The 14,339-nt window shown below is 68.4% G+C and carries 15 protein-coding genes; 5 read left to right on the top strand and 10 right to left on the bottom strand.

From position 1 onward, the window contains the following. Positions 1-301: 301 nt before the first annotated feature. Positions 302-685, bottom strand: a complete 384-nt coding sequence (locus ACYQ6W_RS22135) for a hypothetical protein (RefSeq protein WP_459678402.1) — start codon at positions 683-685, stop codon at positions 302-304. A 125-nt stretch (positions 686-810) separates the two neighbouring features. Beyond that, positions 811-1,374, bottom strand: a complete 564-nt coding sequence (locus tag ACYQ6W_RS22130) for a TetR/AcrR family transcriptional regulator (protein ID WP_459678400.1) — start codon at positions 1,372-1,374, stop codon at positions 811-813. A 107-nt stretch (positions 1,375-1,481) separates the two neighbouring features. Here ACYQ6W_RS22130 and ACYQ6W_RS22125 point away from each other — a divergent pair, with 107 nt between their 5' ends. Beyond that, positions 1,482-2,882, top strand: coding sequence for an amidase (locus ACYQ6W_RS22125; protein WP_459678397.1), 1,401 nt, complete (start codon positions 1,482-1,484; stop codon positions 2,880-2,882). Positions 2,883-2,963: 81 nt separating this feature from the next. Here the strand turns inward: ACYQ6W_RS22125 and ACYQ6W_RS22120 are convergent, their stop codons facing one another. Next, the gene (locus ACYQ6W_RS22120; protein WP_459678395.1) at positions 2,964-3,869 is read right to left on the bottom strand and encodes a LysR family transcriptional regulator; all 906 of its coding nucleotides are present in this window, start codon (positions 3,867-3,869) and stop codon (positions 2,964-2,966) included. A gap of 295 nt (positions 3,870-4,164) precedes the next feature. Between ACYQ6W_RS22120 and ACYQ6W_RS22115 the strand changes: the two genes are divergently transcribed. From ACYQ6W_RS22115 to ACYQ6W_RS22105, 3 genes are read left to right on the top strand one after another with little or no spacing between them, the layout of a single operon-like run. Further along, positions 4,165-4,887 carry an alpha/beta fold hydrolase gene (locus ACYQ6W_RS22115; RefSeq protein WP_459678394.1) on the top strand — a complete coding sequence of 241 codons (723 nt, stop codon included), beginning with the start codon at positions 4,165-4,167 and terminating at the stop codon, positions 4,885-4,887. Between the two features lie 29 nt (positions 4,888-4,916). Next, positions 4,917-5,516, top strand: coding sequence for an FMN-dependent NADH-azoreductase (locus tag ACYQ6W_RS22110; protein ID WP_459678393.1), 600 nt, complete (start codon positions 4,917-4,919; stop codon positions 5,514-5,516). 1 nt (position 5,517) lies between these two features. Continuing rightward, positions 5,518-5,934 carry a DoxX family protein gene (locus ACYQ6W_RS22105; protein ID WP_459678391.1) on the top strand — a complete coding sequence of 139 codons (417 nt, stop codon included), beginning with the start codon at positions 5,518-5,520 and terminating at the stop codon, positions 5,932-5,934. Positions 5,935-5,976: 42 nt separating this feature from the next. On the opposite strand, the gene ACYQ6W_RS22100 is transcribed toward ACYQ6W_RS22105, so the two are convergent. The 4 genes from ACYQ6W_RS22100 to ACYQ6W_RS22085 are packed head-to-tail and all read right to left on the bottom strand — an operon-like array spanning position 5,977 to position 9,378. Then, the gene (locus ACYQ6W_RS22100; protein WP_459678404.1) at positions 5,977-6,903 is read right to left on the bottom strand and encodes a cation diffusion facilitator family transporter; all 927 of its coding nucleotides are present in this window, start codon (positions 6,901-6,903) and stop codon (positions 5,977-5,979) included. 14 nt (positions 6,904-6,917) lie between these two features. Further along, positions 6,918-8,237, bottom strand: a complete 1,320-nt coding sequence (locus ACYQ6W_RS22095) for an aspartate aminotransferase family protein (RefSeq protein WP_459678390.1) — start codon at positions 8,235-8,237, stop codon at positions 6,918-6,920. Between the two features lie 2 nt (positions 8,238-8,239). After that, the gene (locus tag ACYQ6W_RS22090) at positions 8,240-9,247 is read right to left on the bottom strand and encodes a phosphotransferase enzyme family protein (RefSeq protein ID WP_459678387.1); all 1,008 of its coding nucleotides are present in this window, start codon (positions 9,245-9,247) and stop codon (positions 8,240-8,242) included. Continuing rightward, entirely contained in the window at positions 9,244-9,378 is a 135-nt protein-coding gene (locus tag ACYQ6W_RS22085) for a hypothetical protein (protein ID WP_459678385.1), read from the bottom strand. Before ACYQ6W_RS22085 ends, ACYQ6W_RS22090 begins: the two co-directional genes overlap by 4 nt. A 146-nt stretch (positions 9,379-9,524) precedes the next feature. Here ACYQ6W_RS22085 and ACYQ6W_RS22080 point away from each other — a divergent pair, with 146 nt between their 5' ends. Continuing rightward, entirely contained in the window at positions 9,525-10,295 is a 771-nt protein-coding gene (locus ACYQ6W_RS22080) for a DeoR/GlpR family DNA-binding transcription regulator (protein WP_459678383.1), read from the top strand. 61 nt (positions 10,296-10,356) lie between these two features. Here ACYQ6W_RS22080 and ACYQ6W_RS22075 read toward each other — a convergent pair whose 3' ends face one another. The 3 genes from ACYQ6W_RS22075 to ACYQ6W_RS22065 form a co-directional block, all read right to left on the bottom strand. Next, the gene (locus ACYQ6W_RS22075; RefSeq protein WP_459678382.1) at positions 10,357-10,767 is read right to left on the bottom strand and encodes an OmpA family protein; all 411 of its coding nucleotides are present in this window, start codon (positions 10,765-10,767) and stop codon (positions 10,357-10,359) included. Positions 10,768-10,854: 87 nt separating this feature from the next. Continuing rightward, complete coding sequence (locus ACYQ6W_RS22070) at positions 10,855-11,193, bottom strand: hypothetical protein (protein WP_459678381.1); 339 nt, start codon at positions 11,191-11,193, stop codon at positions 10,855-10,857. A 138-nt stretch (positions 11,194-11,331) separates the two neighbouring features. Further along, positions 11,332-14,025, bottom strand: coding sequence for a valine--tRNA ligase (locus ACYQ6W_RS22065; RefSeq protein WP_459678380.1), 2,694 nt, complete (start codon positions 14,023-14,025; stop codon positions 11,332-11,334). Positions 14,026-14,339: the final 314 nt, after the last annotated feature.

Genomic DNA, 14,339 nt, shown 5'->3' with positions numbered 1-14,339 from the left:
GTAAGGCACTCAAGTAAGCACGCGCAAACACGCGACTAGTTTTGCCCGGAACGCACGGATCGGAATGCCAGCAATCAGCTCACTCTTGACGGCAACCAAACCGTCCGCAATCCCCCATCCGAGACACTGGTTCGCCATGGCCCGATCGGTTGCAGCAACGACCCACCCTGGACGCCACTGGGGGACCGAGGCGGCTCGCGTGCTACGCCTGAGCGGCCAGAAAGGCGGACCCTATCCCGAAGCCGCCATCGGCAGTGCCCGGCAGTGAACCTCGGCGCGGGCAATCTCGGATGCGCCCGCGTCAGGGCAAGGCTTGGGCCTCGCGCGTCATGGGGATGGTGATGATCTTGGGATAGGCCCAACCGGCGCCGGAGGCCACCGACTGGCCGACGCCATCGACCAGAAAGGCGCCGTAATCGGTCGCGGATGTCACGCGCGCCACCGCCCGACGGTAACCGGCTTTCTGACAGCTCACCGTCAGAGCCTCGTATCCTTTGTGGACGGTGACGGAGCCAGGGGTGAGGACGAACCAAGCGCCGCTCTCGTTGCTGAGTACACACGCCGCACCGGCAAGAAACTGTCCGCCGTCCGTCGTTTCGACCGCGATCGATTGCCCGGTGCCAACGCAGCCCGTCAGCAGGAGGACGAGACAGAAACTCCCGTAGCCGCGGCGGCGCTGCCTCATTCCGATCCCCCATCAACCATGACCACACTCATCGCATATGACGCAGTGTTCGGGAGGCCGGTCAACGATGCGCCGGAGCCTGGGGGACGGGCGGCAAGGCGTTCGCCGTCCGCTCACCCCTGCCCTCATGCCGGCAGAAGGCCCGCGGCGCGATAGCTCGCGATGAGACCGTCGAACTGCGTGACGTCCGACCGGCTTCTGGCATAGAGCTGGGCGCCGGAGATCGCGGCGAAAATCGCCAGCGCCCGCGCCTCGCTCTGCGCGGGCACCACCACCTCCGCCATCACCAGCACCTTCGCGAGCCAGGCGACGTTGACATCGGCGAAGCGCCTCGCTTCGCGCTGCACGATGTCCGGCAGGTCGGCATATTCGGCAGACATGAAGCTGCAGAGACAGAGCCTGTTCCCATCTTCCAAGGAGCGGCGAAAGATGCGCGGATAGAGGCGCAGGCTGCCTAGCGGATCGACACCCTCCGCCAGCATGGCGTCGAGCTCGGCGGCCGTATCCTCCCAGTAGCGCCGGGCCACGGCCGCGCCCAGCTCCGCCTTACTGGCAAAGTGGTGGTAGATGCTCGCCGCCTTGATGCCGACATCGGCGGCCAGATCGCGGTAGCTGAGACCACCATAGCCATGCGCCTGCGCGCTGCTCCGCGCGGCCGCCAAAATCGTCTCGCGTGCGTTCGTGCTCACGTCACCCTCTCTTCCAGCCGCCAAACCTAACGATCGATAGGTAGGGCTTGACGTGCCGCGCGTCTAGCCCTAGCTGTTACCTACCTAACGACAGGGAGGGTCATACTATGACGAACACTCTTGTCTTTTCAGACGCCACCGAACTGGCCGCGCTGATACGGCGCAAGCAGCTCTCGCCCGTTGAGGTGGTGAAGGCGCATCTCGACCGGATCGACGCGCTGAACCCGAAGGTGAACGCGATCGTCACGGTCGCGGCGCGCGCGCTGGCCGAGGCGAAGGAGGCCGAGGCCGCGGTGATGGCGGGTGCGGCGCTCGGGCCCCTCCATGGCGTGCCCTTCACCGTGAAGGACTCGATCGATACCGCGGGTGTGCCGACGCAGCGCGGCTCTCCCATCTTCAAGGGGCGCACCCCCGATGCGGATGCAACCAGCGTCGCGCGGATGAAGAAGGCAGGCGGCATTCTGCTGGCGAAGACCAACCTGCCCGAGTTCTCGTACTGGATCGAGAGCGACAACCTGCTCTCCGGCCGCTCGAACAATCCGTGGGATCTCGACCGCACGCCCGGCGGCTCGAGCGGCGGGGAATCGGCCGCGATTGCGGCGGGCATGTCCCCGCTCGGGCTCGGTACCGACCTCGCCATCTCCGTGCGCGGACCGGCCGCTCAGACCGGCATCGTCTCGCTCAAGGCGACCCATGGGCGCGTGCCGATGACCGGCATCTGGCCGCGGGCACCGCGCCGCTTCTGGCATGTCGGCCCGATGGCGCGCTCGATCCGCGATCTCGCACTCGCCTTCGCGCAACTGGCCGGACCCGACGGCGCGGATGCCTTCGCGACCACCACGGTGGCCTTCGATGCCGGCACCCCGCGCGACCGGAAACTGCGCATCGGCTGGATGGTGGGGCCCGGATTCGGACCGATCGACGCCGAGGTCGCCGCCACCGTGCGCGCGGCAGCCGACGCCTTCAGGGGCGAAGGCCACCAGGTGGAGGAGGTGCGTCTTCCGGCGCTGGAGCGTGACTTCGCACTCGACGTCTTCAACAAGCTGCACGTCATGGAGATGAAGCCCGCCTTCCGAGCGGCGGTCGCGGGGCACGAAGACGAGATGTACACGATGGCGAAAACCATGCTCGCTCTGCCGGACACCACGATGGAGGAGTATGTCGCGGCCGAGCAGGCGGCCGAGCGTCTGCGCGACGGCTATGCCGCCTACTTCCGGGACTACGACGTTCTTCTGACACCCGTGCTGCCGACCCCCGCGCACAAGCACGGGATTCATGAACTCGTCATCAACGGTGAGACGGTGGACCTCACCTATCTCCAGGGCGCGACCGTGCCCTTGAACGTGACCGGGCTGCCTGGCCTCTCGATGCGCTTCGGCACCAGCCGCGATGGTCTACCGATCAACGTGCAGCTCGTCGGCAGTTGGCAGGCGGAGTCCACCATCCTCCACGCCGCCGCGGTGCTGGAGGGGGTCAGCCCCGTCCGCGGCCTGCATCCGAGCCTCTGACCGACCGCGAGGGATGGTTCCAGGCCCCGCGCCGGGAACCACCCTCGCCCGAAGCCATCGGCGGGCACCACGCACGCCGCATTAACCGCCGAACCTGCAATGCTTGCGGGCGTGGTCGCTGAATTCCTTGACGAAGGCCGTCACCTTCGCCGGGCGAAAGCGCGCCGGCGGCAGGACGACGTGAACCCCGCCCGCGGGCAGGGCCCAGCCGGGCAGCAGCGGGCAGAGACGGCCCGCCTGCAGCTCCTCCGCAATCAGGAAATCCGGCAGGATGGTGAAGCCGCCGTCGGCCACCACGGCGGAGAGCGCGGCCGGCATGGCCGTCACCCTCAGCATGGGATCGAGCGTAATCTCGACCTGCTCGCCCTTGGCCGGATGGGTGAAGGACCATTGCACGGGGTTGCGCAGGGCGGCGTTGGCGATGAAGGGCAGCGCTGCCAGATCCCGCGGGTGATCGCCCCGCAGCGTCGCGGCGACGGCGGGTGAGGCGACGGCGAGCTGCGTGAAGCCGCCGACACGACGCGCCTGATAGCTCGAATCTTCGAGCCAGCCGACGCGCACGGCAAGGTCGATCTCGCTCTCGATCAAGTCGAGGCGGGCGTCGTTCAGCACGAGATCGATCTTCACCAGGGGGTAGCGCTGGCAGAAGCCGGCGGCGAAGCGCGCCAGTACGAAGGCGCCGAAATCATTGGGCGCGGTGATGCGCAGAAGACCCTTCGGCGTGCCGCGACTTGCCGTCAACTCGCCCTGCGCCGCTTCCGCCTCCCGCAGGATGGCGGACGCCCGGCCGTAGAGGCCGCGCCCGGCCTCCGTCGGCTGCACGCGGCGGGTGGTGCGGGCGAGCAGGTTGGTGTCGAGCTCCGTCTCCAACCGCGCCACCTGCTGGCTTACCACCGTCTTCGCGACGTTGAGACGCCGGGCCGCCGCGGTGAAGGAGCCCGCCTCCACCACCGCCGCGAAATAGACGAGCCGATTGAGGTTCAGCATGGCGATTGTCCGTGTTTGACGGACAGACTGTCTAATTCCTGCGACCTTCACGGGCAATGCGCCGCGCTTTACTGCTCGGCCGAGCCGAAGCCCAAGAGACGGGGTGCGGATCGGGCACGGATAGCCCGGAGGCCCGGCTGAGGCACGAGGATCGCGAGGAACACAGGTGGCGCAGCAGGACGGAGCCCGGACTGGCAGGCCGAGCGGCATGCGCCGCCGCGCCCTTTTCACCGCCGCCGCCACCGCTGCGCTGCCGCTTTCCCCGGCCCATAGCGAGAGCGGAAGGCGAACGACCATGACTTCTCAACCGACCGTGGTGCTGACGCATGGGGCCTTCACGGATGGGTCCTGCTGGAACGACGTCATCGAGATCCTGCAGAAGCGGCGCTACAGGGTGCTGGCGGTGCAGAATCCGCTGACCTCGCTCGCCGAAGACGTTGCGGCCACGCTGCGGACCATGCAGCGCGCGGAAGGCCCCATCGTGTTCGTCGGCCATAGCTGGGGCGGCACGGTCATCACCCAGGCGGGGTTGACGCCCCGTGTTTCCGCCCTCGTCTATCTCTCGGCCCTCGCGCCCGATGCCGGAGAATCGGTGACGACGCTGCAACATCATGGGCCGGCCGCCCAGGGCATGGAAGCGGCCGAGGCTGACCGTGCGGGCTTCCTATGGCTGCCCGCAGCCCATTACGGCGCGGTCCTCGCGGCGGATGTGCCCGCACACCGCATCCGCCTGATGGCGGCGACCCAGCAGCCGATCGCGCTCCGCTGTTTCAGTGACCCGGTGACGGGTGCGGCCTGGCGCCAGACGCCGAGCCATTACCTCGTGACCGAGGCCGACCAGGCGCTGTCGCCGGTTCTGCAGCGCTGGATGGCGCAGCGGATGGGGGCCAGCATCACCTCCGTCCAGTCCAGCCACATGGCGATGCTCTCGCATCCGCATGTCGTCGCCGACGTCATCGAGAGTGCGGCACATGCCGCCCTGCCCACCGGCGCCGGCGGCGGCGGCGGCTACCCATGACCCTTTCTTCCACCAGCATAGGCCGTTCCATGAAGATTCTTCAGATCAACGCGAGTGCCAAGACCAGCGGATCGACCTCCGCCCGCCTCGCGGACTCCATCACCGCGCGTCTGCAGGCGCTGCACGCTGATGCCAGCGTGACCGTGCGCAGCCTGCCGCAGCAGCCGGTGACCCCGCTGGATGAGACGGCGGTGCAGGCGCGCTTCTTGCCGGCCGAGCAGCGGAACGAGGTGCAGGCCGCGCGCATGGCGGAGGACGATGCGGTGGTCGCGGAATTCCTCGCGGCCGACGTCGTCGTCATCGCCGCACCAATGTACAACTTCAACATCCCGGCGCAGTTGCAGCATTGGATCGACGCCATTGCGCGGCCAGGTGCGACCTTCCGCTACACCCCCACCGGCCCCGTCGGCCTCGTTGCCGGCAAGACGGTGTACCTCGCACTCACCAGCGGCGGCGCGCATCGCGGGACGGTGGCAGACATTCCCGCCCGCTATCTCACTCAGATCCTGGGCTTCTTCGGCATCACCGACGTGCACACGATCTATGCCGAGAACATGTCCCGCGGGCCGGAGCTGGTGACCCAGGCCTTCGCCCAGGCGGATGCCGAGATCATGGGGATCGCTGCCTGAGATGAGCCAGTCCCCTCGCCTGCAAAGCCTCGCCCTCACCGCAGCCCCGGCGCTGCTGAGCCTGCTTCGCATCGTCGCAGGCCTGCTCTTCATGGAGCATGGCCTGATGAAGCTGCTGCATTTTCCGGCGGCTCCCATGGGCCTGCCAAGCCCGCTGCCGCCGCTGCTGCTAGCCGCCGGGCTGATCGAACTCCTCGGCGGTGCGCTCATCACCCTCGGCCTCTTCACCCGGATCGTCGCCTTCATCTGCTCGGGCGAAATGGCCTTCGCCTATTTCACCGCGCATCTGCCGGCGAGCTTCTGGCCCGGCATCAATGGCGGGGAAGCCGCAATCCTCTACTGCTTTCTCTTCCTCTATCTCGCGGCTGCCGGGGGTGGCCGGTTCGAGCTCGGCCAGACCCTGCTGCGGCGGGGCTAGTCCATTCATGGGCGGCGGGGCCGGTGGCCCTGCCGCCTCTCCTCAATTCGCCCATTCCGGATCAGTCGTGAAGACGATCGTCAGCCAGCGGTCGGGGCTGTCGGGGCCCAGGGCCTGGCCGATCTCGTCCCGCAGCGCGTCCCACTCCTCGAGCCGCCGCGCCGGCCAATTGGCGGGGACGATGAAATAGAGCTCGATCTGGCTGCCGCGGCCGACACGCGCGACATAGGCGCGGTAGGAGAGGAAGCCGTGCCGGGCGACCGCACCCCGCGCCACCGCATCCACATGATCCTTCATCGCTTGCGGCGTCACCAGCAGCACGTCTGCGACCGCGCGGCGGATGGTACCGAGCGGCACCGGGATCACGACGAGGGAGACCAGGGCGAGCGCCGCGGGGTCGACATAGGGGGCGAAGCGGGCGAGCCCCGTGCCTTCGATGAGGTAGCCCGCGAGAAAGGCCGCAAACAGCGCGAGGCCGAGCGCGGCCCCTACCCCCCAGGCTTTGGCATCCAGCCCGACGAGATGCGAGCGCAAGACGCGGTTGGCGCCCCAGGTATAGGCCAGCATGCCCATGTCGATGATGGTCGCCAGCCCCTCGAACCCCATGGCGGCACCAAAGGCGAGAGGATGGCCGCCTGCGAGCAGCACGCTCACCGCATTCACCAGCGCGTAGAGCGCCGCGCCCGTCATCAGCGTGCCGTTGAGGCCGAGGACGATGGGTTCCAGATGCCAGAAGCCCATGGTGAAGCGCTCATGAAAGGCGCGGCCCGCGACATCGGCGGCATTGGAGGCGGCGATGAGTCGCGCGACGCCGAAGGCGAGGCCCGTCATCGTCGCATCCACCAGCGAATACATGCCGTCGAAGAGGATGGCATTGGAATGCACGGCAAGACCGAAGACGAGGCTTGCGGCCGCGAGCAGGACGGTCGCCGCGATGGAATTGCGCAGAACCCTCTGCTCGTGTCCCATCGCGGCCACGGGCGCTAGCGGGGGCGTTGGGCGGCGGCGGTGAGCGCCGCGAGAAACTCGTCCACATCCGCCGTGCTGAGGCAAAGCGGCGGGCGGATCTTCAAGACATTGGCGCCGAGGCCGGCGGCGCCAATCAACACCCCCTCCTCCCGCAGCGCATTCATCAGCTGGGTGGTGCGCCGCGCGTCCGGCGCGCCGGTTGCGGGGTCGACCACGTCGACGCCGATATAGAGGCCGGCGCCGCGCACCGCGCCGATCTCGGGCAAGGCGAGCGCTCGCACGCCGTCCCGCAGATAGGCGCCAACGGTGCGCGCATTCTCGACCAGGCCTTCCTCGGCAATCACCTGCAACACCGCATGTCCGGCGGCGGCCGCCACCGGGTTGCCGCCGAAGGTATTGAAATAGCCGTAATGCTCGCTCAGAAGCGCGAGAATGTCCGGCCGGGTCACCAGCCCCGCGAGCGGAATGCCGTTGCCCATGGGCTTGCCGAGGGTCACGATGTCCGGCTGCACGCCATGGCGCAGGAAGCCCCAGAGGGCCGCGCCGGTGCGGCCGAAACCGGGCTGCACCTCATCCGCGATGAAGAGACCGCCCGCCGCCTGCACCGCCTGCACGGCGGGAGCGAGGAACCCCGCCGGATCGGCGAAGATGCCGTCGCTGGAGAATATCGTGTCTACCAGCAGCGCCGCGGTGCCGAAGCCGCCTTCAGCCAGCACCTCCATCTCGGCACGCACCGCCGCCGCGAAGCCGGTTGCCAGATCATCCCCATAGATCCGCGCATCGGGCGCCGGCACGGTACGCACATAGGCCGGCCAGCGGCCGCGCTTGTAGGTGGAGGGGGAAACTTCCGTCACCGAAGCAGTATTGCCGTGATAGGCGCCTTCGGTGACGATGATGCCCTGCGCCCCGGAAGCCAGCCGCGCGAGGCGGAGTGCCAGGTCATTCGCTTCCGACCCCGTGCAGGAGAAGGTGACGTTGCCGAGCGCGGGCGGAAAGGTTGCGAGCAGCGCTTCGGCATAGGCCGTCACCGGCTCCACCAGATAGCGCGTATGGATGTTGAGCCGCGCCACCTGGCGCTGCACCGCCTCCACCACGCGCGGATGGCAATGCCCGACGGAGGGGACGTTGTTGTAGAGATCCAGGTATTCGCGCCCGTCGGCCGCGCGCATCCGCGTGCCTTGTGCGCTCACCATCTCGATCGGCTGTTTGTAGAACAGCACGGCGCCGCGGCCGAAGGCCGCGAGCCGGCGGGTCACGGCGGGCGCCGCCTCGCCCGCCGTGCCGGAATCGAAGGCGTTCAGGCTGAGGATCGGCGCCGGTGACCGGTTGTCCATGCTCAAGACTTTCTCTGGCGCGCGAGATAGGCGTGGGCGAGTGCGACTGTCCCTTCGGTATAGGGCACGCCCATGGCCTGCGCCGTCGGCGTTTCGGCATGTGAGGCGATCCAGGCGGTGAGTTGGATGCGGCGGAGCATGACGAAATCCTCCAGCGCCGCTTCATCCTCAGGCGTGACGGGCCCGATGCGGCGATAGCCGCGCAGCCAGGCTTCGCGCAGCGCCGGAATGAAGGGCTCGTGCTCCATGAAGCTGATCGCGGCCGCGAAATCGTAGAAATACCAGCAGAAGCCACAATCGTCGAAATCGATGACGGACAGCCGATCCCCTTGCACCAGGAAGTTGGCGAGCCGCAGATCGGCATGGATGAGGCCGAAGCACTCCGGCTCCGCGCCATAGGCGGCGAGGCGGCGCTCCAGGATGGCCGCCGCCTCTTCGATGACCGCGCGGCCTTCAGGCGTGAGGCCGAGGCCCGCGCGCCAATCCCCCCAATGCGGCTTGGCGCCCAGAATCGTCTCGACGTTCCAGACGCGCCGCTGGAAGCCGGGCGGCTTCTCCCAAGCTCGGGCATGGGCATGCAGCCGGGCATGGATCGCGCCCAACTGTTCGAACCAGGGCGGCAGATCGTCATCCGCCGCGGGCTCGGCACCCGGGCTGAAGACGAAGGCCGTGATGCAGCGGGTGGCGCCGTCATCCTCAACTTCGGCGATGAGGCGGCCATCGCTGCGCGGCACGGGCGCCGGCGTCTCGATCACCCCATCGGCCCGGAGCGCCGTGATCCAGGCGAGTTCCGCCGCGATCTCGTCCGGGCTGTTGTAGCCGGGCCGCGAGACGCGGAGTGCCAGGTCAATCCCCCGCCCTTCGTCGCGCACGCGATAGGTCGCGTTCTCCGAAATGGTGAGCAGGGAGACCGACGCCCCCTCCCCCAGACCCCAGCCCGGCAAAGCGCGGCGCACAGCCGCCTCCAGGCGGGCGAGAAAGGCCGTGTCGTAGAGCGGCGGCGTGCTCATGCCGCGACCATCGCATCCAAGGCCGCGAGGGATTCCGGCAGCACCCGGCAGCCGACCTCGGTGAAGCGGCGGCCGATGCCCCTGCCCGCCTCGGTTACGATGACGCGGCGTCCCGCCAAGGATGTGCGCATGCGCGGTCTTTCTCTGCCAGATGGAAGACTCCCGCATCTCAGCCCAGGAATGCCCGACTTGCAACATTGTTCTGTGGTGTCTCCAACATGTCTCTCGCTAAGGTGGCCTGACCCGACCGCTTCGCCGGGAAAGAGGAGCCGCGTGCATGCCGCAGAAAGCCAGCAAGAGCCGCCGGCATAGCGAGATCGTCGCCGCCCTCGCGGCCCAGCCGAGCCTGCGCGTGGCGGACCTCGCGGCGACCCTCGCCGTCTCCACCGAGACCATCCGGCGTGACCTGGACGAGCTGGGTGCGCAGGGCCTCATCAACCGCACCTATGGCGGGGCGGTGCGCCCCTTTGGGCCGGAGCCCGCGATCCGCGAGCGCCACCGGCTGATGGTGGCCGAGCGCGAACGCATCGCCGTCGCGGCCAGTGCCGTGGTGAACCACGGTGACGCGCTGCTCATCGGCAGCGGCGCCACCACCACCCATGTCGCCCGGCGCCTGGGCGCCACGAAGCGGGATCTCACCGTCCTCACCCATGCCTTTGGGGTGGCGACGGTGCTGGCCGCCAATCCGACGCTGCGCGTATTGATGACGCCCGGCCGCTATCTGGGCGAGGAAGGTGCGCTGGTGGGGGCCGAGACGGTCGCCTATCTCGCGACGCATTATGCCCGTCATGCCCTTTTGGGGGCGTCGGGGCTCACGGCTGAGGGACCGACGGAGGCGGATGCGGAAGCCGCCGCCGTCTACCGCGCCATGGCAGGCCGCGCGGCGGAGGTGACGATCGTGGCGGACCACAGCAAGTTTGGCCGCGCTGCCTTCGGCCTCTACGCGCCGTGGCGCGGCATCACGCGGCTGGTCACGGATCGCTCGCCCGATGGGGCGCTGGCACAGGCGCTGAGCCGCGCCGGGGTCGCGGTGATACTCGCTCCCTGACATGACAAAGGGCAGGAAGCCGAGGCTTCCTGCCCTTTTGCCGAAGACCGCGGAAGCGGCCTTACTGAACGGGCGGCGCGTCACCCACGATGATGTCGACCCGCCGCACTTCGATCTTGGACATCGGCACTTCGGGCTGCACCGGGCCCTTGGCGATGGCGCCGATCCGGCTCTTGTCGATGCCGTCGGCGATAAGTTGCGCCGTCACCGAACCGGCACGCGCCGCGTCGATGTCCGCGGGTTCGACGTAGTTATTGCCCGGAGGCGCGCCATAGGCGACCAGCGTCACCGGATCGGTCGGGTGCGCCTTGGCGAAAGCCGCGGCGGCGGCGACGACGCCGGTGCCGCCATTGTCGAGCGTCGCCGCGGTGGGCGCGAAGAAGACGGGGAAGCGCTTGCCCGCGGGCGGCGGGTTGACGAGCGCGCAGGCCGTCACCGAAAGCAGCAGAGGGATCGTGGCCAGCCAGCGCATGTCAAGACCTTCAATAGGTTAGAACCATGTGCTGGCTGTAGATCACGCGCGGTACGCCGTCAATGTAACGGCGTACCGATCACGCCATCAGCGCCAGTGCTGGGGAATCCAGACCCAGGTGCCGCCGCGGTTGGCCCAGTGGCCGGGCACGAACTGGGCGTAATGCGGGCGGCGCTGGACGTAGTGGCCGCGAATCCAGGCATAGCGGTAGCCGTCCCAGCGCCAGTGGCCGGGCTCCCAGATCATGCCGGGCGGCGGGGGCGGCGGCGGCGGCTCGAACCGCGGCGGCGGCAGCGGCGGATAGCCCTGGGCTGCGACCGGCGTGGCCTCGGCCAGGGCGACGCCGCCCACGGCGGCGAGGCCGAGGCCGGCAAGGCCCAGGCGGCGCATCAAGCCGCGGCGTGAGAGATCAGTGGTGTTGGTCATCGGCATTCCTCGTATCGGTTGAGGGGTTTGACCACGCCAGGAAGCACGCGCCTCGGGGCTAAAACAGGGCGGATTTGTTACCAAAAGCGGCATGCTCCGGGCCTCGCTCACTCGTGAAACGAGGCCCACGCGCCTGCTTCACCCCAGCCGGGCGAGGGCTGCTTCCAGCCGGGCCGCCTCGGCCTCGAAAGCCGCCAGGCGGTCGCGGTTTTCCTGCACCACCTCGGGCTTGGCGCGGGCGACGAAGCTTTCGTTACCGAGCTTGCCGCGCACCTTCTGCGCCTCGTCCAGGGCCTTTGCCCGCTCCTTCTGCAGGCGCTGGCGCTCGGCCTCCAGATCGATCAGCCCTTCGAGGGGGATGGCGATGGTAACCCCGCCCAGCACGGCCTGGGCCGAGCCTTTCGGCACTTCGGCGCCGAGGGGGCTCACCTCGGAGGCCCGGCCCATGCGACGGATCGCCTCGATCCAGCGCGCGGCGCGGCCGAGTTCCTCTGCGCTCGCATCCTTCAGCAGCAGCGGCGCAAGCACCGAGGGCGGCACGCGCATTTCGGAGCGCACGGCGCGGACTTCGCTGATGAGACCCACCACCCACTCCATCTCGGCGCGCGCGGCCTCGGCCTCCGCCACCGGCGCCGCGGCCGGCCAGGACGCGCGGATCAGCGTGCCTTCCGCCCCGAAGCCAAACTCGCCCCACAGCACTTCCGTCACATAGGGCATGGCCGGGTGCAGCAGCTTGAGAATGACGCCGAGCACATGCGCCGCGACCGCGCGCACTTCCGTGGCTTCCTCTGTCTCGCCCTGATTGAAAACGGGCTTGGCGAATTCCACGAACCAGTCGCAGAAGGTATTCCAGGTGAAACGATAGCCGGCGGCGGCATAGTCATCCAGCCGGTAGGCTTCCAGCCCGGCCGTCGCTTCCGCCACCGCCCGGTTGGCGGCATCCAGAATCCAGCGCGACAGAGGCAGCTTCGCCGATGCGGGATCAAACCCCGCAACCGGCTTCACGGCATTCATCTCGAGGAAACGGGCCGCGTTCCACAGCTTGGTGACGAAGGAGCGGTAGCTTTCCACCACCGCGGGGCCGAGCTTCACGTCCCGCCCCGGGCCGGTCAGCGCGCAGATGGTAAAGCGCAGCGCATCCGTTCCGTATTGGTCGATCAACTCCAGCGGGTCGATGACGTTGCCCTTGGACTTGGACATCTTCTGGCCGCGCTCATCCCGCACCAGGCCGTGGATGTAGACGGTCTTGAAGGGTACCTCCTCCATCGCGAAGAGGCCCATCATCATCATCCGGGCGACCCAGAAGAAGATGATGTCGAAGCCGGTGACGAGCACGTCGGTCGGGTAGTAGCGGGCGAGTTCGGGCGTCTGGTCGGGCCAGCCGAGGGTGGAGAACGGCCACAGGCCGGAGCTGAACCAGGTATCCAGCACGTCCTCGTCCTGGGTCAGTGCCGTGTCGTCGCCATAATGGGCGCGCGCCTTGGCCGCGGCACCCTCCGCGTCCTCGGCCACAAAGCAAATGCCATCCGGCCCGTACCAGGCGGGGATGCGATGCCCCCACCAGAGCTGGCGGGAGATGCACCAGGGCTCGATCTCGCGCAGCCAGGCGAAGAAGGTATTCTCCCACTGCTTCGGCACGAAGACAGTGCGGCCCTGCTCCACCGCTTCCACCGCGGGCTTGGCGAGGGCCGCCGCATCGCAAAACCATTGGACGGTCAGCAGCGGCTCGATCGGCACGCCCGAGCGGTCGCCATGCGGCACCTGGTTGCGATGTTTTTCGACCTTCGCGAGCAAGCCGAACTGTTCGAGCTGTTCAACGATTGCCGAACGCAGCTTGAAACGATCCGTTCCCGCAAGGTTCCGCAGAAACTCGGGCTCGGCCACGCCCGGCACGGCGCGCAGCTCCTCGGCGATCTCCTCCAGCGTGAAGGCCGCCTGGCGGTCCAGCACCGAGGGCATCGGCAGGTCGTGCCGCTGGCCCACCGCGAAGTCGTTGAAATCATGCGCGGGCGTGATCTTCACGGCGCCCGTGCCCTTGGTCGGGTCGGAATGTTCGTCCGCGATGATGGGAATGCGCCGGCCAACCAACGGCAGTATGGCGAAACGGCCGATGAGATCCTGGTAGCGCTCGTCTTCCGGGTTCACCGCCACCGCCACGTCCCCCGGCAGGGTCTCGGGCCGCGTCGTCGCGACCGTGATGAAACGCCCCTCCATCCCCTCGATGGGATAGTTGAGGTGCCACAGGCTGCCATCCATCTCGCGGCTTTCGACCTCGAGGTCGGAAATCGCCGACTGGAACTTCGGGTCCCAGTTCACCAGGCGCCGGGCGCGGTAGATCAGCCCCTTGTCGTGCAGCATCACGAAGATGCGGCGGACGGCGCGCGACAGGCCCTCATCCATGGTGAAGCGCTCGCGCGGCCAGTCGAGCGAGGCGCCGAGGCGGCGCAGCTGCGTGGTGATCGCGCCGCCCGATTCCTGCTTCCACTGCCAGACGCGCTCGAGAAAGGCCTCGCGCCCCATCTGCTGGCGGGTCTTGCCTTCCGAGGCCAGCAGCCGCTCGACCACCATCTGGGTCGCGATGCCGGCATGGTCGGTCCCGGGCTGCCAAAGCACGTCCCGCCCGGTCATCCGCCGGTAGCGGATGAGGCTGTCCTGCACCGTGAAGGTGAGGGCGTGGCCCATGTGCAGGCTGCCGGTCACGTTCGGCGGCGGGATCATGACGGTGAAAGGCTGCGCGTCGGACTGCGGATCGGCCGCGAAGGCGCCGCTGTCTTCCCAGATTTTGTAGAGCCGGGCCTCGGCCTCGGCGGGGGCGAATGTCTTGTCGAGCATTCCGCTCACCTAGCGGAGACTGGCCGCCTCAGAAAGAGGGCTTTCCGCAAGGCCTCTCAGCGTCATCCGTGGACTGGTTGCCCGCACCTAGCCGGCCGCACCTAGCCGGCCGCACCTCGCCGGCCGCACCTTGTCAGCTGCCCCCTCTCTCTCGTCGTCCCCGGGCTTGCCGGCCCCGCCCGTCTCTCATCGTCCCCCGGGCTTGGCCAGCCGCGTCCCCCTTCCTCGTCGTCCTCGGGGCTTGCCGGCCCCGCCCGTCTCTCGTCGTCCCCGGGCTTGACCCGGGGACCCACCCCTTGGGGCGCCCAGACGGG

The organism is Acidisoma sp. 7E03 (assembly GCF_054665075.1).
This window is presented reverse-complemented; position numbering and strand designations above follow the sequence as displayed.

Excerpts from the sequence above, each read along its gene's own strand:
- ACYQ6W_RS22075 (WP_459678382.1), bottom strand. The coding sequence starts at position 10,767 with ATGCGCTGGCTGGCCACGATCCCTCTGCTGCTTTCGGTGACGGCCTGC.
- ACYQ6W_RS22080 (WP_459678383.1), top strand. The coding sequence starts at position 9,525 with ATGCCGCAGAAAGCCAGCAAGAGCCGCCGGCATAGCGAGATCGTCGCC.
- ACYQ6W_RS22100 (WP_459678404.1), bottom strand. The coding sequence starts at position 6,903 with ATGGGACACGAGCAGAGGGTTCTGCGCAATTCCATCGCGGCGACCGTC.
- ACYQ6W_RS22125 (WP_459678397.1), top strand. The coding sequence starts at position 1,482 with ATGACGAACACTCTTGTCTTTTCAGACGCCACCGAACTGGCCGCGCTG.
- ACYQ6W_RS22085 (WP_459678385.1), bottom strand. The coding sequence starts at position 9,378 with ATGCGCACATCCTTGGCGGGACGCCGCGTCATCGTAACCGAGGCGGGC.
- ACYQ6W_RS22110 (WP_459678393.1), top strand. The coding sequence starts at position 4,917 with ATGAAGATTCTTCAGATCAACGCGAGTGCCAAGACCAGCGGATCGACC.
- ACYQ6W_RS22120 (WP_459678395.1), bottom strand. The coding sequence starts at position 3,869 with ATGCTGAACCTCAATCGGCTCGTCTATTTCGCGGCGGTGGTGGAGGCG.
- ACYQ6W_RS22105 (WP_459678391.1), top strand. The coding sequence starts at position 5,518 with ATGAGCCAGTCCCCTCGCCTGCAAAGCCTCGCCCTCACCGCAGCCCCG.
- ACYQ6W_RS22090 (WP_459678387.1), bottom strand. The coding sequence starts at position 9,247 with ATGAGCACGCCGCCGCTCTACGACACGGCCTTTCTCGCCCGCCTGGAG.
- ACYQ6W_RS22065 (WP_459678380.1), bottom strand. The coding sequence starts at position 14,025 with ATGCTCGACAAGACATTCGCCCCCGCCGAGGCCGAGGCCCGGCTCTAC.
- ACYQ6W_RS22115 (WP_459678394.1), top strand. The coding sequence starts at position 4,165 with ATGACTTCTCAACCGACCGTGGTGCTGACGCATGGGGCCTTCACGGAT.
- ACYQ6W_RS22135 (WP_459678402.1), bottom strand. The coding sequence starts at position 685 with ATGAGGCAGCGCCGCCGCGGCTACGGGAGTTTCTGTCTCGTCCTCCTG.
- ACYQ6W_RS22070 (WP_459678381.1), bottom strand. The coding sequence starts at position 11,193 with ATGACCAACACCACTGATCTCTCACGCCGCGGCTTGATGCGCCGCCTG.
- ACYQ6W_RS22095 (WP_459678390.1), bottom strand. The coding sequence starts at position 8,237 with ATGGACAACCGGTCACCGGCGCCGATCCTCAGCCTGAACGCCTTCGAT.